The following is a 21,397-nucleotide window of genomic DNA, read 5'->3' as shown; positions in this document are numbered from 1 at the left end:
CCGGCGGGCGGTCAGTCCACCGCGAGGACCACGAGGTCCGCCCGGGCGCGTCCCGGGGCGATCAGGCGGGCGTTGGCCTCGTCCGAGCGGGTCACCCAGTCCCGGGCGTACGCCTCCTCCTTGCCGTGGCGGACATGGCGGTCCACGAGCCACCGCACGCGCAGCGAGTCGTCCGGAGCCAGGAACCAGGCCTCGTCGAGGAGGGGCCCGACCTCCGCCCACTCCCCCGCCCCGTGCAGCAGGTAGTTCCCCTCGGTGATCACCAGCGGCACCTGCGGGCCCACCGGGACGCTTCCGGCGACCGGTTCCTCCAGCGCGCGGTCGAAGGCCGGGGCGTAGACGACACCGGCCCCCGGCGTGCGCAGCCGGCGGAGCAGGGCCGTATACCCGGCCGCGTCGAAGGTGTCCGGCGCGCCCTTGCGGTCGGCCCGCCCCAGGCGGACCAACTCGGCCTGGGCGAGGTGGAATCCGTCCATGGGTACGACGACGGCCAGCGCGGGGCCCAGCGCCCGGGCCAGTCGTGCGGCCAGGGTGGATTTCCCGGCGCCGGGCGGCCCGGCGATGCCCAGGATCCGGCGGCCGCCCGCGGCCGCCAGCCCACGGGCCCGCCGCTCCAGCCCGGCGAACTCCGACGTCGCCGTCTCCCCGTACTTCTCCGCCCGCGTCTCCCTCTCCATGCGCCCATGGTGCACGAGGGCGGCGCGCCCGGGGGCGTCCGGCGTAGCCTGAGCCCCATGGACGAGCTCGACGGAGTGCAGATCATCACCTTCGCGGACGCCGCGGCGTTCGAGGACTGGCTGGCCGCCCACCACACGCGCCAGGAGGGCGTGTGGGTGAAGGTGGCCCGGCGGAACTCCGGCATTCCGTCGGTGACCGACGACGAACTCGTCGACGCCGGGCTGTGCTACGGCTGGATCTCCGGGCAGCGGCGGTCGGCCGACGGGCCGTACTACCTCCAGAAGTACGTGCCGCGGCGGCCCCGGAGCCTGTGGTCGCAAGTGAACGTCGACAAGGTCGCGGCGCTCACGGCCGCCGGGCGGATGCGCGCACCGGGCCTGGCCGAGGTGCGCAAGGCGCAGGAGGACGGGCGCTGGGCGGCCGCGTACGCATCGCAGCGGACGGCGACGGTCCCGCCGGACCTCGACGCCCTGCTCGACGCGAACCCCGAGGCCAGGAAGGCGTTCGAGGCGCTCGACAAGTCCGGGCGCTACCAGCTGATGCTGCCGGTGCTCCAGGCGCTCACGCCGCGGACGAGGCAGGAGCGGCTCGGCAAGGTCCTGAGCCGGCTGCTGCCCGGGCCGGCCGGGCCCTGAACCGGACCGGCCCCCGCGGCGGCCCCGGCCCGGTTGCGCGCAGGTGGCCGCGGGGAGCGCGCGCACCTGCTACGCCACACCCGCCAGCGCCGTGTCCACCTCCGCCAGGGCGCCGTCGCCCACGGTCAGCGAGTCGTACACGAGGTGCACCGTCGCGTCCTCGATGCCGCAGTAGCCGGAGATCCCGTCCCGCAGGGTGCGGGTGACCACCTCCTCCCAGCCCAGCTTCGTGAACCGCTCGCGCCCGTAGCTGACCAGGCTGATCCAGACCATCCGCTTGGCTGCCAGCCGCGGGCTGCTGAGACCGTAGGAGAAACCGTTGTTCCACACCCGGTCGATCCACCCCTTGAGGATGGCGGGGAGGCCGAACCACCAGAGCGGGAAGACCACCACGATCAGGTCCGCGGCGTCGACCCGCGCCATGTGCGCGTGGACCTCCGCGCTGTAGCGCTTGCCCGTGTCGGCCCAGTCCGGTTCGTCCTCCGGCGACATCCGGGGGTCGAACTGCTCGGCGTGCAGGTCGAGTACGTCGAGCTCGTAGCCGTCGCGCTCGAGGCGCCGCGCCGCCCGCCCGGCGAGCTGCGCCGTCAGGGAGTCCGTCCGGGGGTGGGCCAGGACGAGCAGCGCACGCCGCCGGGCGGACGATGTGCCGGACGCCGACGGGACGGACGCCGACGGGACGGGCACGGAGGTGGTGGACACGGTGGATCCTCTGCTCTCGGTGGGCTGGGCCGACATGGTCGCCCCGGTGGACGGGGAGGTCGCGGGCATCAGTGGTCGCCCAGCCGGACCAGCATCTTGCCGGTGTCGGCCCCGCGCATCATCCCCAGGAAGGCGGCCGGTGCCTGCTCGATGCCGTCGACGACGGTCTGTTCGGTGCGCAGGCTGCCGTCGGCCGGCCGGCCCGCCGCCTTGCCGGTCCACTCCGGGAAGAGGTCGAAGTGGCTGCTGACGAGCATGCCGCGCAGCGTCGCCTCGGCCGCGTCGTAGCCGAACACGTCGGGGAGCTTCCTGGTCCTGTCCGGGCCGCCGGCCGAGCCGATCACCCGGGAGGCGCCCAGCTTGCGGGCCGGCTGTCCGGCCACGCTGCCGACCGCGCCGGCGGCCGCCGAGACGAGGACGACGTCGCCCTCGCGGACCGGAGCGGTGCGGGTCAGCGCCGCGTAGGCGGTCAGGCCGGTGGTGCCGAGCGGGCCGAGGTGGGCCGCGGGCGGAGCCGGCGTGGTGTCGACGACGGTGGCCGCGGAGGCGTCCAGGACGGCGTACTCGCGCCGGCCGAGGAAGTGGGTGACGGCCGCTCCGACCGGCACGGACGGGGCGCGGGAGGCGATCACCTCGCCGATCGCGCTGCCCTCCAGGGCGGCGCCGAGGGGGAAGGGCGGGATGTAGGAGGGGGCGTCGTCCATCCGGCCCCGCATGTACGGGTCGACGGACATCCAGGTGTTGCGGACCACGATCTCCCCCTCGCCCGGCTCGGGGATCGTGGTGGTGACGAGGGCGAAGTTCTCGGGCAGGGGCTCGCCGACGGGGCGGGAGACGAGGCGGACCTCACGGGAGGAGGTGGGCTGGGACATGGGGTGCGCTCCAGGTGCTCGGCGGGGACGGCAGCGACGGCCGCCCCGTTCTCAATTGCCTTGGCCTTCTTCTGTGTTCGCTCCCGGATCCGTTACCGGTCCCGGTCACGGACTTCACGATGCGGGCCCCCGCGCACGAACCGCTGACGGTCCGCGCACGGCCGCCGGATAGCGTGTTCCCATGCGCTTCGAGGTACTCGGTCCGGTCACGGTCCGCACGGACGACGGGGAGGCCGTGGCCGTGCCGGAGGCCAAGGTCCGCGCCCTGCTGGCGGATCTGCTGGTGCACGAGGGCCGGCCGGTGCCCGTCGACACGCTGATCGACGACCTGTGGGGCGACGCCGTCCCCGGCAATCCCGCCAACAGCCTGCAGACCAAGGTCTCCCAGCTGCGCCGGGCGTTGGCGAAGGCGGAGCCCGGGGCCCGCGCGCTCGTGGCGTACGGGCCGGCGGGTTACGCGCTGCGGGTGGCGCCGGACGCGGTGGATGCGGGCCGCTTCACACGGCTGACCGCCCGGGCCCGGCAGGAGACGGATCCGGCGGCGAAGGCGGAACTGCTCACGCGGGCACTGGAGTTGTGGCGGGCTTCGGCGTACGCCGATTTCCGCGACGCCGGATTCGCCCGGGCCGCCATCGCCCGCCTGGAGGAACAGCGGCTGACCGTACGGGAGGAGCTGGCCGAAGTCCGCCTCGCCCTCGGTGAACACACCGCGCTCGCCGATGAGCTGGCCGCCCTCGTCGCCCTCCATCCCCTGCGGCAGCGGCTGTGGGCGACCCTGATGCGCGCCCTGTACCGCTCGGGACGGCAGAGCGAGGCCCTCGCCGCCTACGCCGGGCTGCGGGAACGATTCGCCGAGGAGCTGGGCATCGACCCGGGACCCGAACTGGCCTCCCTGCACACGGCGATCCTCCGGCAGGACCCGGCGCTCGCCGGGGCACCCGCACCACCCGGCACCGCCACCGCCCCCGTCGGGCCGAGCCCAGCCGCCCCGGCCCCCGCCTCGCCCACCACACCCACCACACCCGCCGCCGAAGCCCCCTCACCCACCCCCTCACCCATCCCGTCGCCCGCCCCGGCGCCGCCCTCCCGGCCGCGTACGAACCTGCCGGCACCCGTGAGCGCGCTCGTCGGACGGCAGGACGCGACCGCCCGGGTCCGCGCCCTCGTCGAGGCGAACCGCCTGGTCACCCTCACCGGGCCCGGCGGCGTCGGCAAGACCCGGCTCGCCCTGGCGGCCGCGGCCCGGCTGGCCGAGGAGCCGGCGGCGGCGCGGTTCCCCGACGGGGTGTGGTTCGTCGAACTCGCCGGATCCGGGGGCGAGGTGGCCGAGACGGTGGCGGCCGCCCTCGGCCTCCGCGACGACGACGTGCACCAGGACGCCGACGTGCGGGCGGCCGCCGCCCGGAACGGGACGGCGGACGTCCTGTCCGGCGTGGTGGCCGAGGCGCTGGCGGCCCGCCGGATGCTGCTGGTCCTCGACAACTGCGAGCACCTCGTCGGTCCCCTCGCCGCCTTCGTCGGCCTGCTGCTGCGCCGCGCCCCCGGGGTGCGCGTCCTGGCCACGAGCCAGGAGCCGCTGGCGCTGTCCGGCGAGGTGCTGGAGGCCGTCGCGCCGCTCGCCGGGGCCGAGGCCATGGAACTGTTCGCGGCCCGCGCCGCGGCCTGCGCGCCCGGGTTCGCGCTGGAGCCGGGGAACACCGAGGCCGTCGCCCTCATCTGCCGCCGCCTCGACGGCATCCCGCTCGCGCTCGAACTGGCGGCCACCCGGGTCCGCGTCCTGGGCGTCCACGCCCTGGCCGACCGGCTGCACGACCGTTTCCGGCTGCTCGACCAGGTACGCCGCGACGCCCCGGCCCGCCAGCGCACCCTGCGCGCGACGATCGACTGGAGCTGGGACCTGCTGGCGCCGCCCGAGCGGACCCTGATGCGCCGGCTCGCCGTGTTCACCGGCGGGTTCACGCTGGAATCCGCGGAGGCGGTGTGCGCCGGCGGCGGCATCGCCGCCGACGACGTCCTCGACCTCCTCACCCGGCTGGTGGACCGCTCGCTGGTCGTCGCGGCGCACCCGCCCGCGCGCTACCGGATCCTCGAATCGGTCCTCGCGTACGGCCGGGAACGGCTCGACGAGGCGGGCGAGGCGGCGGCCCTGAGGCAGCGCCACGCACGGCACTTCACCGAGCTCGCCGAGCACGCGGCACCGCTCCTGCACGGCGGCGACCAGCGCCGCTGGCTGCACGTGCTCGACACCGAGGCCCCCAATCTGCGGGCCGCACTGGAGCACGCCGGGCCCGACGGGCTGCGCCTGGTCAACTCCCTCGCCTGGTACTGGCACGTTCGCGGCCGCGTCGGCGAGGCGCTGCGCTCACTGGACCAGGCCCTGGACCAGGCCCTGGGGCAGGCCCTGGGACAGGCCCGCGCCGACGGCGGGGACCGGGCACACCGGATCCGGCCCGCGTACGCCTCGGCCCGGATCCGGCGTGCGGCGTTCGCGCTGCTCACCGGGGTCGAAGTGGCGCCGGACGACGACTTCGCCGGGGCGGACGCACGCGGCCGGTGGCTGCTGGCCTACGGCCGGTGCGGCTTCGGCGGTCCCGTCGACCGGCCGGAGGAGGAGAGCGATCTGGACGCGCTGGGCGCCGAGTTCCGTGCGCTGGGCGACCGGTGGGGCGAGGCGGCCACCCTGGCCGTCCGTGCCTCCCGTGCCCTGTACCAGGGGGACCTGGCAGCTCTGCGGCAGTACGCGGAGGCCGGGGCGGCCCTGTTCGGCGAGCTCGGCGACCGCTGGGGCTCGCTGCAGGCCGCCGAACAGCTGGGCGTGCTCGCCGAGATCGGCGGGGACTACGAGGCCGCGGCCCGGCTGCACCGGGACGGCGTACGGGACGCGCAGGAGCTGCGGCTGTGGACCAGCGCCTCGTTCGGGCTGGCCCGGCTGGGCCGGATCGCGCTGCTGACCGGGGACGATGCGGGGGCCACCGACTACCACGAGCAGGCCCGGCGGCTGGCGGTCGAGCAGTCCCACCGGCCCGCACAGCAGTTCGCCGAGACCGGGCTCGCGCTCGGGGCGCGCCGCCGGGGCGACCTGGCCACGGCCCGGGCGCTGCTGGAGCCGTGGCTGGAGTGGAACCGCCGGCTCGGCGTGGACTCGGGCACCGCCCTGATCCTGGCCCAGCTCGGGTACGCCGCCGAGCAGGCCGGGGACGCGCGGCGCGCGGAGGCCCTGCACCGTGAGGGCCTGGCGGCCGCCCGGCGCACGGGCGACCGGCGGGCGCTGGCCCTCGCCCTGGAGGGCCTGGCGGGCGCGCACGCGGCGGCGGACCGGCCGGTGCGCGCGGCGACCCTGCTGGGCACGGCGGCCGCCCTGCGCGCGTCGGTGGGCACCCCGCTGCCCCCGGCCGAACGCGTCGACGTCGACCGGGCGGCCGCGCGCGCCCGTGCGGTGCTGGGCGAGGCGGAGTTCACGGCTACGTTCACCCGGGGCCGGGAGCTGTCCCCGGACGAGGCCGACGCCACCTGCGCCGCCGGTCCGGCCGGTCCCGCCGATCCCGCCGACGCCGTGGCCGCAGGGCCGCGGGGAGCCCGCGCGGGCGTCTGATCACGGCGGATATCCTGGGCCGTCGGCACCGGCCGACGGCGCCCCCGACGCAGATGCAACACCCGAGATGCCGGGCCCGATGGTCGCGCGGCAGGAGATGGAGTCCTGATGGACGTGCAGCACTTCGAGCGGATCACCGCGTTCATCGAGGCACGCCTCACGCCGCTGTTCGCCGAGGAGACGGGCAGCGACAGCGGGTTCGCCATGGACGACACCTCCCGCGCGCTGCGCGCCCTGCGCAACGCCGTGCTGGAGGCGTCGGCCGTCAAGGGGCTGATCGAGAAGCGCGCGACGGCCGAGCCTGCGCTGCGCCGCGTCATCGACCAGTCGGTGGAACACCACTGGGACGTGCTGCGCGGGATCGCCCGCCAGTGGGAGGACCACGCCGACTTCGTACGGGAGTTCAAGCGTCACGCGTGGGAACTCGACGAGGCGCCCGCCGCCGGATGACGGGCGGGCGCTGCCCGGAGTCGGCTAGCGCTCGTCGTCCCAGGGCGGTTCCTCGTCGAAGGCGTCGAAGGCATCGAAGGGATCGAACGGCGGCTCGTCCGGGAGGTCGAACGGTGGCTCGTCCGGGAGCGCGTCGTGGCCGGGCCCGCGCTGCGCCGGCGGGGCGGGCACGGTGACAGCTGCGGCGGCGGGTGCCGGGGCCGCCTCGGGGGCGGCGGCCGCCAGGGCCGCCAGGATGCCCTCGCCGTACTTGGCCAGCTTCGCCTCGCCGACCCCGTTGACCGTGGACAGCGCCGTCACCGTCGCCGGCAGCTGCGTGGCGATCTCCCGCAGCGTCGCGTCGTGGAAGACGACGTACGCGGGGACGCCCTGCTCGCGCGCGGTCGCGGCCCGCCAGGCCCGCAGGGCCTCGAAGACCGGCACGGCCGCCGCCGGCAGGTCGACCGGGACCCGCGCGCCCTTCCCGGAGCCGGAGCCGGAGCGCGACCCCGCCGTCTTGCGGGCCGCCGCGGCCGCCGGCGCCTCCTTGCGCATCTCGACGCGGCGCCGGCCGCCCAGTACCTCACCGCTGTCGTCCGTCAGCACCAGCGTGCCGTAGTCGCCCTCCACGGCCAGCAGCCGCTGCCCCAGGAGCTGGCGGACCACGCCGCGCCACTCCGCGGTGCTCAGGTCCGCCCCGACCCCGAAGACCGACAGGGCGTCGTGGTCGAACTGGATGACCTTGGCCGTCTTCTTGCCCTGGAGGATGTCGATGATCTGGCCGGCGCCGAACTTCTGGCGCCGCTCCTTGGCCAGCCGCCACACCGTCGACAGCAGCTTCTGCGCCGCGACCGTCCCGTCCCAGGACTCGGCGGGCGTCAGGCACGTGTCGCAGTTGCCGCAGGGCTCGCCCGACTGGCCGAAGTACGCCAGCAGCCGCACCCGGCGGCAGGCGACCGTCTCGCACAGCGAGAGCATGGCGTCGAGGTGCAGGCCCAGCGAGCGGCGGTGGGCGTCGTCGCCCTCGGAGCCGTCGATCAGCTTGCGCTGCTGCACCACGTCCTGGAGGCCGTACGCCAGCCAGGCCGTCGCCGGCTCGCCGTCCCGGCCCGCGCGGCCGGTCTCCTGGTAGTACCCCTCGACCGACTTCGGCAGGTCCAGGTGGGCCACGAACCGCACGTCCGGCTTGTCGATGCCCATGCCGAACGCGATCGTGGCGACCACCACGACCCCGTCCTCCCGCAGGAAGCGGGCCTGGTTCGCGGCGCGCGTACGGGCGTCCATGCCCGCGTGGTAGGGCACGGCGTCGATGCCGTGCTCCACCAGGAAGGCCGCGGTCTTCTCCACCGACGCCCGCGACAGGCAGTAGACGACTCCGGCGTCGCCCTCGTGCTCGGCCCGGATCAGGTCCAGCAGCTGCTTGGCCGGATTGTTCTTCGCAACGATGCGGTACTGGATGTTGGGCCGGTCGAAGCTGGCCACGAAGTGCCGGGCGTCCTCCAGCCCCAGCCGGGCCGCGATCTCGGCGTGGGTGGCCTCGGTGGCGGTCGCGGTCAGCGCGATCCGCGGCACCGACGGCCAGCGCTCGTGCAGCATCGACAGCGCGAGGTAGTCGGGCCGGAAGTCGTGGCCCCACTGGGCGACACAGTGTGCCTCGTCGATCGCGAAGAGCGAGACCGTGCCCCGGTCGAGCATCCGCTGGGTGCCCTCGGTGCGCAGCCGCTCCGGTGCCAGGTACAGCAGGTCCAGCGAACCCGCGAGGAAGGCCTGCTCGACGGCCTGCCGCTCGTACGGATCCTGCGTGGAATTGAGGAATCCGGCCCGCACCCCGAGGGCGGTGAGCGCGTCCACCTGGTCCTGCATCAGCGCGATCAGCGGGGAGATCACCACCCCGGTGCCTTCTCTGACCAGTGCCGGGATCTGGTAGCAGAGCGACTTGCCGCCGCCGGTCGGCATCAGCACCAGCGCGTCGCCGCCGCCGGCCACGTGCTCGATGATCTGCTGCTGCTCGCCGCGGAAGGAGTCGTACCCGAAGACGCGGTGCAGCACCTGCAGGGCATCGGGGGAGGCGGTGGTCGCGTCGAGGAGGCTCATTCCAGAAGCCTAGCGACCTCCTGTGACACTCCGGTCCCGTTCCCCCGACCCCGCCCCATCCGTGCGGGGCCCCGCGCCGCCCCGCGCGGCTCGGCACGGCTGCGCGCGGAGGCCGCAGTAGCCTTCCCCCACATGAGGTGCCGCCGCCGGCAGGGTGGCGGACCGCAGGTTCCCCACGGCAGAGAGGAAGCATCCGTGACCCGCAGCGCACTCCTGGTCGGCGCCACCGGCCTGGTGGGAGGACAGCTGCTCGCGCGGCTGCTCCGCGAGCCGCTCTACGACCGGGTCACGGTGCTGGCCCGCCGCCCGCCCGCCGTGGAGCACCCCCGCCTGGAGACCCGGGTCGTCGACTTCGACGGGCTGGGACCGGACGACGTCCCGGTGGTGGACGACGTGTACGGCGCGCTGGGCTCCACGATCCGCAAGGCGGGGTCGCAGGAGGCCTTCCGCCGGATCGACCAGCACTACACGGTCACGGTGGCCCGGCTGGCGCACGACGCGGGCGCGCGGCGGCTCGCCGTGGTCTCCTCCATGGGCGCGGCCGCCGCCTCGCACGCGTTCTACCTGCGGGTCAAGGGGGACATGGAGGAGCAGGTCGGCGCCCTCGGCTACGAGCAGGTGGAGATCTTCCGGCCGTCCTTCATCCTCGGGCCGCGCGCGGAGCGGCGGACGGCCGAGCGGGCGGGCATGGCCGCTGCCACGCTGCTGGCCCCGGCCCTGGTCGGCCCGGCCCGCCCGTACCGCCCCGTGCACGCCGGGCAGCTGGCGGCGGCGATGATCGCCGCCCTCCGCGAGACCCGCCCGGGCACGGCCGTGCGCACCTACGACGACTTCGTACGGCTGACCGCGGCCCCGGAGTGAGCGGCCTCGCGACGCCGGGTCAGTGCCATCGTCCAGTTGGTCAGCCAGGTGCGGCCGTCGTCGGTGGAGAAGGCCTGCTCCCAGTGCGCGGAGTCCTCGGTGATGTCCGACCAGACGAAGCGCACCCGCACCGGGCGGCCGTCGTGGGTGTCCACGCCGTGGAACTCGCCGCGGCCGTCCGTGAAGCGCCCCACGACCGGCGGGAAGAGGGTGCCGGTGCGCTTGCTCGCCCAGTACAGGGACCATTCGGCGCGCGCCGGGTCGTACAGACGCAGGGTGAGCCCGGCGGTGCCCTGGGTGGGGAACTCCACGGCGTCGACGTTGGCCGCGCCCTCGAAGTGGCAGTCGGCGCGGCTGACGCCCGGGAAGTCCTCCCAGTCGCTGCCGGGGTCGAGGAAGTCCGTGCGCCGACGGTTGGCGACGTCCCAGGTTCCGGTGAAGAAGTCGAAGTCGTGCATCAGCGAACTTCTGTGGTGGTGCGGTCGGGGAGCGAGTCGGCGAGGTAGGCCTCGAGGTCCGGGGCGCCCGGGTGGTCGAGCATGTGGCGGACCCAGGCGTCGCGTTCGTGGGCGATCGGCGGCAGTTCCCACACGCAGCCGATCAGCGAGCCGTCCAGCCGGACGAAGTGCGTCGGGTCCCGGTCCGGGCAGCCGAGCACCGGCTGCCCGGCGGCCGCGCCCGCGAAGTGCAGCGCGTTGTCCCAGACCCAGCTGTAGACGTTGAGGTAGGCCCCGTCGTCCCCTCCCCTGTGGAGGACGACGAAACCGCCCGGCGGTGTCCCGTCGGCCGCCGGCAGCGTGCTCAGCAGGCCGGGCAGGAAGCGGTACGCCGCCGCCTCCACCTCCGGCTCGATCCCGGCCGGGTCGGCGGTGACGTGGTAGCGCTTGATCCGGCGGCCCCCGACCGTGAGCGGGGGCGGGACCGTCAGCAGTTTCTCCGCGAAAGTCATGACTGGACCGTAGGAGCACTTCACTGACACCTTGTGTCAGTGAAGTCGAGCCGCCTCCTGACGATCCTGCTGCTGCTCCAGACGCGCGGGCGGATGACCGCCGCCGACCTCGCGGACGAGCTGGAGGTCTCCGTACGGACCGTCTACCGCGACGTGGAGTCGCTGGCCGCGGCCGGTGTGCCGCTGTACGGGGACGCCGGGCACCGGGGCGGGTACCGGCTCCTCGAGGGCTACCGGACCCGGCTGACCGGGCTGAGCGGCGGGGAGGCGGAGGCGCTGTTCCTCTCCGGGGTGCCGGGACCGGCCGCCGAACTCGGGCTCGGCCGGGCGCTGTCGGCCGCCCAGCTCAAGCTGCGCGCCGCGCTCCCGCCCGAGCTGCGGGACCAGGCCGACCGGATGCGGTCGCGCTTCCACCTCGACGCGCCCGGCTGGTACGCGCGGAGCACCGGCGTACCGTTCCTGCCGCGGGTCGCGGACGCGGTGTGGCGGGGCCGGGTGCTGGAGGTCCGCTACCGCCGCTGGAAGGAACCCACCGATGTGGACCGCCGGCTGCGCCCGTACGGGCTGGTGCTCAAGGCGGGGCGCTGGTACGTGGTGGCGGCGCCCGCCGAGGGCGCGGAGTCGCCGGGCCCGGTCGGCGGGCCGGCTCCGGCGCCGGAGCCGGAGCCGGCGCCGCGGACGTACCGGGTGGACCAGATCCTCGCGCTCACCGTCACCGACGAGGAGTGCGCGCCGCCGCCGGGCTTCGTCCTCGCCGCGCACTGGGAGCGGGCGCAGGCCGGCTTCCGGGCCCGGCTGTACACGGGCGAGGCCGAGGTTCGGCTCTCCGCGCGCGGGGTGGCCCGGCTGACCGGTGCCGAAGCCGACGCGGTGGCCGCCGGCGGCGTCCCGGACCCGGAGCTGGCGGGCTGGACGCGGGCCACGCTGCCGGTGGAGTCGCCGGAGCGCGCCGAGGCGGCCTACCTCGCCCTGGGCGCCGACATCGAGGTCCTGGGACCGCCGGACCTGCGCGCCCGGATCGCGGCCGCCGCCGCGGCCGTGGTGGCGCGCTACACGTCCTGAAGGCCGGTGACCTCGCGGACGTGGCGCAGGCTCGGGTCGAGCAGGACGCCGTGCAGCTGCTGGAAGACCTGGCGGGCGGCGACCGCGTTCCAGTCGGGCGGCAGGAGTTCGGTGGGCAGGCCCGGGTCGAGGTAGGGCAGGCGGCGCCACTGGGTGAGCATCGGGACGTAGTGGCGGAAGGCGTCGGCGTCGTCGAGGCCGGCCGCCGCCGCGGCCGTCATCCGGTCGGCGACGGGTGCGTAGGTGTCGGTGAAGCTGGCGTACTGCTCCTGGATCGCCGGGAAGTCCCACCAGGAGCTGACCGTCCCGGCGAGGTCGCTGAAGGCGGCGTAGTCGGCGGCGAACAGGTGGACGTAGTCGCTCAGTCCGAGCCGTACGAGCATGCCGCGGGCGTCGTCGAGGAGCCGGCCGGGGGCCAGCCACACGCCGGGGGCGATGTTACCGAAGCCGAGCCACGTCAGCCGGGTGCGCAGCTGGTAGCGGTGCGAGCGCTCGGACTCCGGTACGGAGAAGACGGCCATCGCCCAGCCGTCGGCGAGGTCGGCGGGCTCCAGGCTGGCGAAGATGCGGCGGTCGCCCTCGTCGAAGACGGGGTGCACGGCGGGGCTGAGGCGGTAGCCGGTGGCGCCGCGCCGTTCGGGTTCCAGGACGCCCTTCTTCTTGAGCCGGGAGATCGCCGAACGCACCGCCGGGCCGTCGACGTCGAGTTCCGACATCAGCGTGATCAGGTCGGCGATGGAGATCCAGCCGCCGAGACGGCGCAGGAAGGCTCCGTAGACCGTGTTGATCAACGAGCTGGGCCTGAGGGGGCTGTCCGACATGATCGCCTTCCGTTGTGTGCGGTCGCGATCATATCGAGCCCTCCCCCAGGCCCCCGGGCCGTCATGCCCTCCCGGCCGCCGGGCCGGTACGGCCCCGGGCCCGGCAGCCGGCCCGGTCCGCCGGACGGGCCCTACCCCGGCAGGGGCGCCTGCGCGTACGCGCCGGAGAGCAGGTGGCCCGCTCCGGGGGCGACGGCCGGGAGGCCGAGCGCGCGCAGCATCTGGTGCGCCGTGCAGACGGCGGCGGAGACGACCGGCTTGCCCAGCAGCTGCTGCGCCTCCTCGATCACGCCGAGGGAGGGCATCTGCACGCAGGCGGACAGGACGACCGCGTCGGCTTCGGCATGGTCCAGGGCGCGGGCGAGCTCCGGCAGCCGGGCCGGGTCGTGGGCGGCCACGTCGAGGTTGTCCGGGATCTCCAGGGACCGGTGGTCCAGCACCTCGACGCCCTCGTGGCCGAGGTAGTCCACGACGGTGCGGGTCAGGGGCCGCATGTACGGGGCGAGCAGCGCGACCTTGCGCGCGCCGATGGTGCGCAGGCCGTGGACGAGGGCGCCGGCGCTGGTGACGACGGGGGCGGGGGCGCCGTTCTCGGCGGTGCGCAGGTGCAGGCGCTCCTCGGAGGTGCGGTGGTAGCCGGGGCCCATGCTCATGATGGCGACGAGGCAGGCGTAGCCGAGGACGTCGACGCGGGCGTCGGAGAGTTCGACGGCGCACCGGTCGGAGTCGGCGTCCATGGCCGCCAGTTGCTCCGGGGTCACCTGCGTCATGCGCATCCTGCTGGAGTGGAAGGTGAAGCGGTCGTCGGGGACGACGGCCTCGCGGGCGCGCAGGATCGCGGGGACCTCGGTCTCCATGGTGACGTTGGAGCTGGGCACGATCTGGCCGATGCGGAAGGTGCGGGGCGGCACGGGTACTCCTCGGTTCGGTACGGGGGTCAGCGGGCGTCGACGACGGGGTTGGTGAGGGTGCCGATGTGTTCGACGGTCGCCTCGACGGTGTCGCCGGGGCGCAGGAACTCGGGTGGCACCCGCCCCGCGCCGACCCCGGACGGGGAGCCGGTGGCGATGACGTCGCCGGGCTCCAGGGTCATGCCGGAGCTGATGTCGGCGATGAGGCGGGCGATGGGGAACAGCATGTGGCGGGTGTTGGAGCTCTGCTTGGTGACTCCGTTCACGCGCAGCGAGAGGTCCAGCTTCATGGGGTCGGGGATCTCGTCGGCGGTGACGACGACGGGGCCGAAGGGGGCGTAGGAGTCCTGGCCCTTGGAGAAGAACCACTGGCCGGAGCGGCGCTGGTCGCGGGCGCTGATGTCGTTGACGATGCTGTAGCCGAAGACGTGACCGTACGCGTCGGCCTCGCTGACGCGGAAGGCGGTACGGCCGATGACGACGGCGAGTTCGCACTCCCAGTCGAGCTGGGCGGTCAGGTTCCCGTCGTGCCGGATCGGCGCGCCCGGGCCGGTGACGGCGGTGGCGGGCTTGCCGAACAGGACGGGGCGGGAGGGGAGTTCCTTGTCGGTGTCCAGGCTGCGGCTGGACTCCTCGACGTGTTCGACGTAGTTGAGCCCGACCCCGATGATCTTGCCGGGGCGCAGCGGGGCGAGCAGGGTCACGTCCTCCAGCCGGTGGACGGCGCGGGCGGGGCGGGCGACCGGGTCGGCGTCGAGCAGGAGCCGGGCGGTCTCCCGGGCCGCGGCGCCGGCGCGGATGAAGGCCGGCAGGTCGCCCGGGAGGTCCGCGCCGGTGTGGTCGGCGAGGGCGGCGAGGTCGAGGACGAGGTCGCCCTCCTGGACGCCCAGGCGGCCGCCGTAGGCGCGGTCGTCGGTGGTTGCGGTGGTTCCGGTGGTGAAGGTGAGCAGGCGCACGGTGGGGCTCCTCGCGGGTCAGTCGGTGATGGGCTGGTGGCCGCCGTTGTCGGCGTACGCCTCTTCCCGGTGGAAGCCGAGCGCGCGTATGACGGGGAAGTCGTCGAAGGAGAACAGGCAGGCGTCCTCGGACGGGTCGAGGTTGTGGTGCTCGTGCCAGGCCCAGGACGGCACGCAGAAGATGTCGCCCTGCTGCCACGCGAAGCGCCGGCCGGCGATCACCGAGACGCCGTGGCCCTTGGCCGCGGTGTAGATCACCGAGCCGGTGTGGCGGTGGGCGCGGGTGGCCTGGCCGGGGCGCAGCAGCTGCATGTGGGCACCCATGGTGGGCATCACCGGGCCGCCGGTGACGGGGTTGGTGTAGGCGGCGATCACCCCGTCGTACGGGGAGCCCTCGCTCGCCCGGGCCAGGTTGCGCAGGGCCTCGTACGTCGCCTCCCAGGGGTAGGCGAGCAGCGGGGAGTAGGGCCGGGTCCACTTCTCCATGCCGTACGGCAGCAGGTTCGCGCCGTAGGTGAGGACCGAGGAGTTGATGACCTCACCGGGGGCCTGGTAGAGGTCGGGGTGGACCTCGTAGAACCCCGCGTCGAGGGCGTTGACCAGGGGAATGTCGAGTCCGTCCTGCCAGATGACGGGGGCGTCGTCGGCGTCGTTGCCGTGCTCGTGCCAGGTGCCGTTGGGGGTGATGGCGAAGTCGCGGGGGCCGACCTTGAGCTTCTGCCCGTCGACGATGGTCCACGCGCCGGTGCCCTCGTGGACGAAGCGCAGGGCGGCGGCCTGGTGGCGGTGGGCGGTCATGGCCTCGCCGGGCCCCATGATCTGCAGGCCGGTGTAGAGGAGTCCGGCGGCGGCGCTGACGTCCTTGCGGCCGGGGTTGACGAGCATGACGACGCGGCGGCCCGCGTCGTCGGCCTTGACCAGGTCGAGGGCCTTGTGGACCAGGGGGCGCAAGGAGGCGTAACGCCACAGCACGGGCACCGACCTGGGCTGGGGGTACCAGGGTTCGATGTCGTTGGCGACGGTCCACAGGGCACCGGCGTCCAGGGCGTCGAGTTCGCCGTAGTAGTGGGTGAGTTCGGGGGTGTCGGTGACCCGGGCGCGGCCCAGCGCGGTGTCGTCCTGCTCGGGGCTCATTCGTCCTCCTCGGTGATGGCGGTGGCGGCGGTGACGGGGTACGCGGGGGCGGGGTGCGGCTGCTGCGGCGGCGGCGCGGTGAAGGTGACCGGCGTACGGGGCCGGTTGTCGACCTCCAGCCGGAAGACGTCGAAGCGGTTGTAGTGGCCGACGATGTCGTGCATCTGCTTGGGCCGGATGCAGCGGGCCAGGTCGATCTCGCCGTAGACGATGCCCTCGTCGTCGACGAGCGGTTCGGTGACGGGGCGGCCGTCCGGGCCGAAGACACCCGACAGGGCGCTGCGCGGCCGCTCGAACAGGGCGCGCGTCTCGGCGTCGTCGCCCGCGAGCAGATCGACGATCTCCGGGGAGACGGTCGAGCAGGCGACGACGGAGAAGACCTTGCCCTCGAAGCAGTGCGCGGCCGTGCGGACGGCGATCGCGTCCGCCATGTCGTAGTCGGCCGGGGCGACGGGCAGGGCGATGTAGCAGGAGGCGTGGACCAGTTCGCCCTGTGCGAGCAGGGTGAAGCGGGCCAGGGTGTTGGTGTTCTCGCCGCAGGCCAGGGCGCCGAGCGGGCCGACGGGCGTGCGGTGGACGCGCAGCGAGCTGCCGTCGCCGCCGGTCCAGGTGAGCTTCTCGGCCCAGGTGGGCACCAGCTTGCGGTGGACGCCGAGGAGCGCGCCGTCGGGCCCGATGGTCAGCAGCGTGTTGTACAGGACGCCGAGGCTGTGCGCGGCGCGCTCGTTGACACCGATGACGAGGACGACGCGGTGCCGGCGGGCCGCCGCGCGCAGCGCATCGACGTGGGGGCCCTCGAGGTCGACGGAGGCGCGGTGCAGGCGTTCGAACCAGGGCGAGCCCTGGACCGGGTTCATCGTCCAGTTCCAGTACGGGTACCCGGGGACGAACGCCTCGGGGAGGACGACGAGTTCGGCGCCGTTGCCGGCGGCCTCCCCGATCAGGGCGACGGCCTTGGCCACGGTGGCGGCGGGGTCGAGGTAGACGGGTGCGGCCTGGACGGCCGCCGCGGTGAAGCGGGGCAGGTTCTCCATGGGTGTCCTCCGGTCAGCGGGTGGCCGCGGCGGGGGCGGAGGCGGGCAGGTGCGGCGTCCAGCGCCGGTGCACCGGTACGGCGGCCCGGCGCAGCAGGTGCAGGCGCGGCGGGACCCGGTCGGTGCGGGCGGCCGGCGGAGTGGCGCTGCCCGCCCGCCAGGACGGCGCCCAGGGCGCGGCGGGCCCCCGGTAGCCCTGGGCGGCCGCGGCGTGCAGGGTCCACAGGGGGTCGTGCAGCTGGGCCCGGCCCACGGCGCACAGGTCGGCCCGGCCGGCCAGGATGATCGAGTTGACGTCGTCGTACGAGGAGATGGCCCCGACGGCGAGAGTGGGGATGCCGGTGGCGTTGCGGATGAGGTCGGCGTACGGGGTCTGGTAGCTGCGGCCGAGGGCGGGCCGCTCGTGGGCGACGACCTCGCCGGTGGACACGTCCACGGCGTCCGCTCCGGCGTCGGCCAGCGCGCGGGCGAGGGCGACGGCGTCGGCCGGGGTCGTGCCGCCCTCGGCCCAGTCGGTGGCGGAGATCCGGACGATGAGCGCCTTGGCCGCGGGCCAGACGGCGCGTACGGCGCGCAGCACTTCCAGCGGGAACCGCAGCCGGCCGTCGAGGTCGCCGCCGTAGGCGTCCTCGCGGAGGTTGGTCAGCGGTGACAGGAAGCCGGACAGCAGATGACCGTGCCCGTACTGGAGTTCGATGGCGTCGAAGCCCGCACGGTGCGCGCGCTCGGCCGCCCGGACGAAGTCGGCCGCGACGGCGTCCATGTCGGCGCGGGTGGCCTCGCGCGGCGCCGGCCCGCCCTCCTCCCAGGCCAGGGCGGAGGCCGCGAGCAGCGGCGGGCCGGCCGCGCGCCGTCCGGCGTGGGTGAGCTGGATGCCCAGGCAGGTGTCGCTCTGGCCGTGGACGAAGTCGGTGATGCGCCGCCAGGCGGCTTCCTGCGCGTCGGTGTAGAGGCCGGGGCAGCCCGTGGTGGCGCGGCCGTCGGCGCTGACGGCCGTCATCCCGGCGAGGACCAGGGCGGAGCCGCCGAGCGCCTGGGTGCTCAGGTGGACGAGGTCGAAGTCGCCGGGGACGCCGTCGCGGGCGGTGTACAGGGCGACGGGCGGGACCACGACCCGGTTGCGCAGCCGCAGACCGCCCAGCCGGAAGGGCCGGAACATCGGCGGTACGGCGGTCGCCGCCGCGGGCCCGGCCGCCGTACCGGGCACGGTATCGGCCGCCGTACCGGGCGCGGTATCGGCCGCCGTACCGGGCGCGGCATCCGTCGGAACACCGGCCGCCGTACCGGGCGCGGCGGGCATCCCGCTCTGGGCCGCGTGCCAGGAGTCGACGGCGGTGGTGAACCGCGCGTCGCGCGCCCGCAGGTTGTCGTACGTGACGCGGCGGCTGCGGGTGAGCAGGTTGAAGGCGAACTGCCGCGGGTGCTGCCCGGTGTAGCGGTGGACGTTCTCGAACCACTCCAGACTGGCCTGGGCGGCGCGCTGGGTGGATTCCACCACCGGCTTGCGCTCGGCCTCGTACGCCGCGAGCGCGCTCGGCACGTCCGGGTGCTCGTTCAGGCAGGCGGCGAGCGCGAGGGCGTCCTCCATGGCGAGCTTGGTGCCGGATCCGATGGAGAAGTGGGCGGTGTGCGCGGCGTCCCCGAGGAGGACGACGTTGCCGTGCCGCCAGGTGCGGTTGCGCACGGTCGTGAAGCGGATCCAGCGGGAGTTGTTGGGCAGGAGCCGGTGCCCGTCGAGGTGGCCGGCGAGCAGTTCCTCGCACCAGCGGATGCTGTCCTCGTCGCTGTCGCCGGCCGGGCGCTCGCGGTCGGCGAACACGTCCAGCCCCGCACGGCGCCAGGCGGCCTCGTCGATCTCCACGATGAAGGTGGAGCGGGTGTCGTCGTAGGGGTAGGCGTGCACCTGGACGGTGCCGAAGTCCCGTTCCTCGACGATGAAGGTGAAGGCCTCGAAGACCTTGTCCGTACCGAGCCACATGTAACGGCAGTGGCGCTCGTCGAGGTCGGGGCCGAAGGTGTCGGCGTACGCGGCCCGGCCGGCCGACCGTACCCCGTCGCAGGCCACCACCAGGTCGTACGCCGCGGCGAGTTCGCCGACCGGCGGGGCCTGGGTGCGGTGGCGGACGTCCACGCCGAGGGCGGCACAGCGTTCCTGGAGGATGCGCAGCAGCCGCCTGCGGCCGAGGGCGGCGAAGCCGTGGCCGCCTGAGGTGAGGACCTCGCCGCGGTAGCGGACGTCGATGTCGCTCCAGCGGGCGGACTCCGCCGACATGGCCGCGTAGACCCCGGGGTCCGCCTGGGCGATGCCGTCGAGCGTCTCGTCGGAGAAGACGACGCCGAACCCGAAGGTGTCGTCGGGCGCGTTGCGCTCCCAGACGGTGACCTCCCAGTGCGGGGAGAGCTGCTTGGCCAGGGCCGCGAAGTACAGCCCGCCGGGCCCTCCTCCGATGACTGCTACGCGCACGGCGTACCTCCTCGTGGTGCAGGAACACAATTCATTGCGTTTGATTGACGCTCGTCAATATTCCAGAACATGACGGCGTCTCAGGTGAGGTGCTCGGGCGCCGGTGGGCCCGCGTTCGTCAGGGCCTCGCGCACGTCGTCGGGCCAGGGCGTGGTTCCGGTCGCGCGGGCGGCCGCGTGGGCGATGACCATCCGGCCCGCGGCGGCCTCCTCCCCCGCCCCGCCGCGCACGGTGAAGGCGTAGTGGAGGGAACTCGTCCCGACCCGGGTGATGTTCAGTTCGGTCCGTACCAGCTCGCCGAACCACAGCCGGGCCCGGTAGTCGGCCTCGAAGCGGACGCGGGGCGTGCTGCCGAAGAGACGGGACAGTCCCAGCCGGCGCAGCAGGGCGGCCTCGGCGGCCTCCACCCAGCGCACCACCGTGGAGTGGTGGTAGTGGCCGGCCGCGTCGGTGTCGGTCCACTCGACCCGGCTCGTGACGACGATCCCGGGCAGCTCCGGCTCCGCCGCCCGGCCGCCGGCGGCGGGCAGGGATCCGCCCGCTCCGGCGGCTCCGGCCGACCCCGCGGCCCCGGCGCCGGCGGCGGCCTCGTGGGCGCGCCTGCGCAGTTCGCCGCGCTGGAGCTTGCCGGTGCCCGTGCGCGGCAGCGCGGCCACGAACTCGATCGCCCGCGGGTACTTGTACGGCGCGATGGCCCGCTTGACGTGTTCCTGGAGCTCCTTGACGGTGCCCGCGCCGGGTTCGGCCCCGGCGCGCAGCACGACGTACGCCGTCACGAGCATGCCGCGCCGCTCGTCCGGCGCGCCCACGACGCCGCACTCCTCGACGTACGGGTGGGTGGCGAGGGCCCGTTCGACCTCGGGACCCGCGATGTTGTAGCCGGAGGAGACGATCATGTCGTCGCTGCGGGCGACGTACCAGAAGTACCCGTCGGCGTCGCGGACATAGGTGTCCCCGGTGATGTTCCGGCCGCCGCGGACGTACGCCGTCTGGCGCGCGTCCGCCAGGTAGCGGCAGCCCGTGGGGCCGGTGACCGCCAGCAGCCCCGGTTCGCCGTCGGGGACGGGTACGCCGTCCTCGTCCACCACCTCGGCGCGGTAGCCCGGGACCGGCCGGCCTGTGGCGCCGGGCCGGATGTCGTCGTCGGCCGCGGAGATGAAGACGTGCAGCATCTCGGTGGCACCGATGCCGTCGATGATGCGCAGCCCGGTCGCGTCATGGAACTCGTGCCACACCTTCGCCGGCAGCGCCTCGCCGGCCGAGACACAGCGGCGCACCCCGGCCAGCCGGTCCACGGCGCCGGCGGCCATGATCGCCCGGTAGGCGGTGGGGGCGGTGAACAGGACGGTCGCGCCGTGCTCGGCGACGAGGTCGGCCAGCTGCCGCGGGCCGGCCTGTTCGATCAGCAGGGTCGAGGCCCCGACGTGCAGGGGGAAGACCACCAGACCGCCGAGCCCGAAGGTGAAGGCCAGCGGGGGCGTACCGGTGAAGACGTCGTCCGGGTGGGGCTTGAGGACGTGCCGGGAGAACGTGTCGGCGTTGGCCAGGACGTCCCGGTGGAAGTGCAGGGTGGCCTTCGGGCGTCCGGTGGTGCCGGAGGTGAAGGCGATCAGGGCCACGTCGTCGGCGGCGGTGGCGACGGTGGCGAAGCGGCCGCTCTTGGCCTCGCAGCGGGCGGTCAGGTCGTCGTCGGCCGGGCCGCCGTAGGCCAGGACGGTGAGCCCGGGGGTGTGGGCGCGGTCGAGTTCGTCCAGGTGGCGGTGGTCGCAGACGGCGACGGCCGGGCGGCTGATGTCGTACAGCTCGGCGAGTTCGGCGGCGCGCAGCAGCGGCATCGTGGTGACGGCGACCCCGCCGGCCTTGAGGACGCCGAACCAGGCGGCGACCAGCCAGGGGTTGTTGGGGCCGCGCAGCAGGACCCGGTTGCCGGGGACGAGGCCGAGGTCCTCGGTGAGGACCTGGGCGACCTGGTCGGCCCGGCAGAGCAGGTCGCCGTAGCTCCACCGCTCGGTGGGGGTCAGCAGGCAGGGGCGGTCGGGACCCCACCGCTCGACGGCCTCGTCGAGCAGGCGGCCGGCGGCGTTGAGCCGGTCGGGATAGTCCAGCTCCGGGAGATCGAAGTGGAGTTCGGGCCAGAGGGGGAAGGCGGGCAGCCGGTCGCGGCAGAAGGAATCCGCGTGTGCGGACGTGGAGAGCTCCATGG

17 protein-coding genes and 2 pseudogenes are annotated in these 21,397 nt (G+C 74.6%); 5 read left to right on the top strand and 14 right to left on the bottom strand.

Annotated features, from left to right (window positions below):
- Positions 1–11: 11 nt before the first annotated feature.
- Entirely contained in the window at positions 12–677 is a 666-nt protein-coding gene (locus tag ACIPXB_RS03360) for a nucleoside/nucleotide kinase family protein (RefSeq protein WP_401443883.1), read from the bottom strand.
- A 57-nt stretch (positions 678–734) separates the two neighbouring features.
- On the opposite strand from ACIPXB_RS03360, the gene ACIPXB_RS03355 reads away from it, so the two are divergent.
- Positions 735–1,313 carry a YdeI family protein gene (locus tag ACIPXB_RS03355; protein ID WP_401443880.1) on the top strand — a complete coding sequence of 193 codons (579 nt, stop codon included), beginning with the start codon at positions 735–737 and terminating at the stop codon, positions 1,311–1,313.
- A gap of 69 nt (positions 1,314–1,382) precedes the next feature.
- On the opposite strand, the gene ACIPXB_RS03350 is transcribed toward ACIPXB_RS03355, so the two are convergent.
- Complete coding sequence (locus ACIPXB_RS03350) at positions 1,383–2,015, bottom strand: NAD(P)H oxidoreductase (RefSeq protein ID WP_401443879.1); 633 nt, start codon at positions 2,013–2,015, stop codon at positions 1,383–1,385.
- Positions 2,016–2,083: 68 nt separating this feature from the next.
- On the bottom strand, positions 2,084–2,887 hold the full coding sequence (locus tag ACIPXB_RS03345) for an NADP-dependent oxidoreductase (protein WP_401443877.1): 804 nt from the start codon (positions 2,885–2,887) through the stop codon (positions 2,084–2,086).
- A 181-nt stretch (positions 2,888–3,068) separates the two neighbouring features.
- Between ACIPXB_RS03345 and ACIPXB_RS03340 the strand changes: the two genes are divergently transcribed.
- Entirely contained in the window at positions 3,069–6,479 is a 3,411-nt protein-coding gene (locus ACIPXB_RS03340; protein ID WP_401443874.1) for an AfsR/SARP family transcriptional regulator, read from the top strand.
- Positions 6,480–6,587: 108 nt separating this feature from the next.
- Entirely contained in the window at positions 6,588–6,929 is a 342-nt protein-coding gene (locus ACIPXB_RS03335) for a hypothetical protein (protein ID WP_401443872.1), read from the top strand.
- Positions 6,930–6,953: 24 nt separating this feature from the next.
- Here ACIPXB_RS03335 and recQ read toward each other — a convergent pair whose 3' ends face one another.
- A complete protein-coding gene (gene recQ, locus ACIPXB_RS03330) occupies positions 6,954–9,002 on the bottom strand; it encodes a DNA helicase RecQ (RefSeq protein WP_401443869.1) in 2,049 nt (682 codons plus the stop codon).
- A gap of 195 nt (positions 9,003–9,197) precedes the next feature.
- Between recQ and ACIPXB_RS03325 the strand changes: the two genes are divergently transcribed.
- A complete protein-coding gene (locus tag ACIPXB_RS03325; RefSeq protein ID WP_401443867.1) occupies positions 9,198–9,863 on the top strand; it encodes an NAD-dependent epimerase/dehydratase family protein in 666 nt (221 codons plus the stop codon).
- Here the strand turns inward: ACIPXB_RS03325 and ACIPXB_RS03320 are convergent.
- Both ACIPXB_RS03320 and ACIPXB_RS03315 read right to left on the bottom strand, forming a co-directional pair.
- Positions 9,824–10,321 (bottom strand): hypothetical protein, encoded by a 498-nt coding sequence (locus tag ACIPXB_RS03320; RefSeq protein WP_401443864.1) that lies wholly within the window; start codon positions 10,319–10,321, stop codon positions 9,824–9,826. The two genes, ACIPXB_RS03325 and ACIPXB_RS03320, sit on opposite strands and share 40 nt — an antisense overlap.
- Entirely contained in the window at positions 10,321–10,812 is a 492-nt protein-coding gene (locus ACIPXB_RS03315; RefSeq protein WP_401443862.1) for a hypothetical protein, read from the bottom strand. The genes ACIPXB_RS03320 and ACIPXB_RS03315 overlap by 1 nt, the downstream gene beginning before the upstream one ends.
- A 39-nt stretch (positions 10,813–10,851) precedes the next feature.
- Here ACIPXB_RS03315 and ACIPXB_RS03310 point away from each other — a divergent pair, with 39 nt between their 5' ends.
- A complete protein-coding gene (locus tag ACIPXB_RS03310) occupies positions 10,852–11,874 on the top strand; it encodes a helix-turn-helix transcriptional regulator (RefSeq protein WP_401443860.1) in 1,023 nt (340 codons plus the stop codon).
- On the opposite strand, the gene ACIPXB_RS03305 is transcribed toward ACIPXB_RS03310, so the two are convergent.
- The 8 genes and pseudogenes from ACIPXB_RS03305 to ACIPXB_RS03270 form a co-directional block, all read right to left on the bottom strand.
- Positions 11,862–12,695 (bottom strand): PaaX family transcriptional regulator C-terminal domain-containing protein, encoded by an 834-nt coding sequence (locus tag ACIPXB_RS03305; RefSeq protein WP_401443858.1) that lies wholly within the window; start codon positions 12,693–12,695, stop codon positions 11,862–11,864. The two genes, ACIPXB_RS03310 and ACIPXB_RS03305, sit on opposite strands and share 13 nt — an antisense overlap.
- Positions 12,696–12,826: 131 nt before the next feature.
- Positions 12,827–13,552, bottom strand: a complete 726-nt coding sequence (locus tag ACIPXB_RS03300; RefSeq protein WP_401444416.1) for an Asp/Glu racemase — start codon at positions 13,550–13,552, stop codon at positions 12,827–12,829.
- Between the two features lie 80 nt (positions 13,553–13,632).
- Entirely contained in the window at positions 13,633–14,562 is a 930-nt protein-coding gene (locus ACIPXB_RS03295; protein ID WP_401443856.1) for a fumarylacetoacetate hydrolase family protein, read from the bottom strand.
- Positions 14,563–14,580: 18 nt separating this feature from the next.
- Positions 14,581–15,696, bottom strand: coding sequence for a cupin domain-containing protein (locus ACIPXB_RS03290; protein WP_401443854.1), 1,116 nt, complete (start codon positions 15,694–15,696; stop codon positions 14,581–14,583).
- Positions 15,693–16,730 carry a carbon-nitrogen hydrolase family protein gene (locus ACIPXB_RS03285; protein ID WP_401443852.1) on the bottom strand — a complete coding sequence of 346 codons (1,038 nt, stop codon included), beginning with the start codon at positions 16,728–16,730 and terminating at the stop codon, positions 15,693–15,695. Before ACIPXB_RS03285 ends, ACIPXB_RS03290 begins: the two co-directional genes overlap by 4 nt.
- A 13-nt stretch (positions 16,731–16,743) precedes the next feature.
- A complete protein-coding gene (locus tag ACIPXB_RS03280) occupies positions 16,744–19,194 on the bottom strand; it encodes an FAD-dependent monooxygenase (RefSeq protein ID WP_401443850.1) in 2,451 nt (816 codons plus the stop codon).
- Positions 19,195–19,274: 80 nt separating this feature from the next.
- Positions 19,275–19,649, bottom strand: a pseudogene (locus ACIPXB_RS03275) (acyl-CoA thioesterase); the annotation flags it as partial.
- Between the two features lie 120 nt (positions 19,650–19,769).
- Positions 19,770–21,395 (bottom strand): annotated as a pseudogene (locus ACIPXB_RS03270) (AMP-binding protein); the annotation flags it as partial.
- Positions 21,396–21,397 lie beyond the last annotated feature (2 nt).

This window comes from Streptomyces sp. NPDC090022 (assembly GCF_044748145.1).
In the GTDB taxonomy this organism is placed as follows: Bacteria; Actinomycetota; Actinomycetes; order Streptomycetales; family Streptomycetaceae; genus Streptomyces.
Note: the sequence above shows the minus strand (reverse complement) of the source record. Positions and strands in the feature narration are given on the sequence as shown.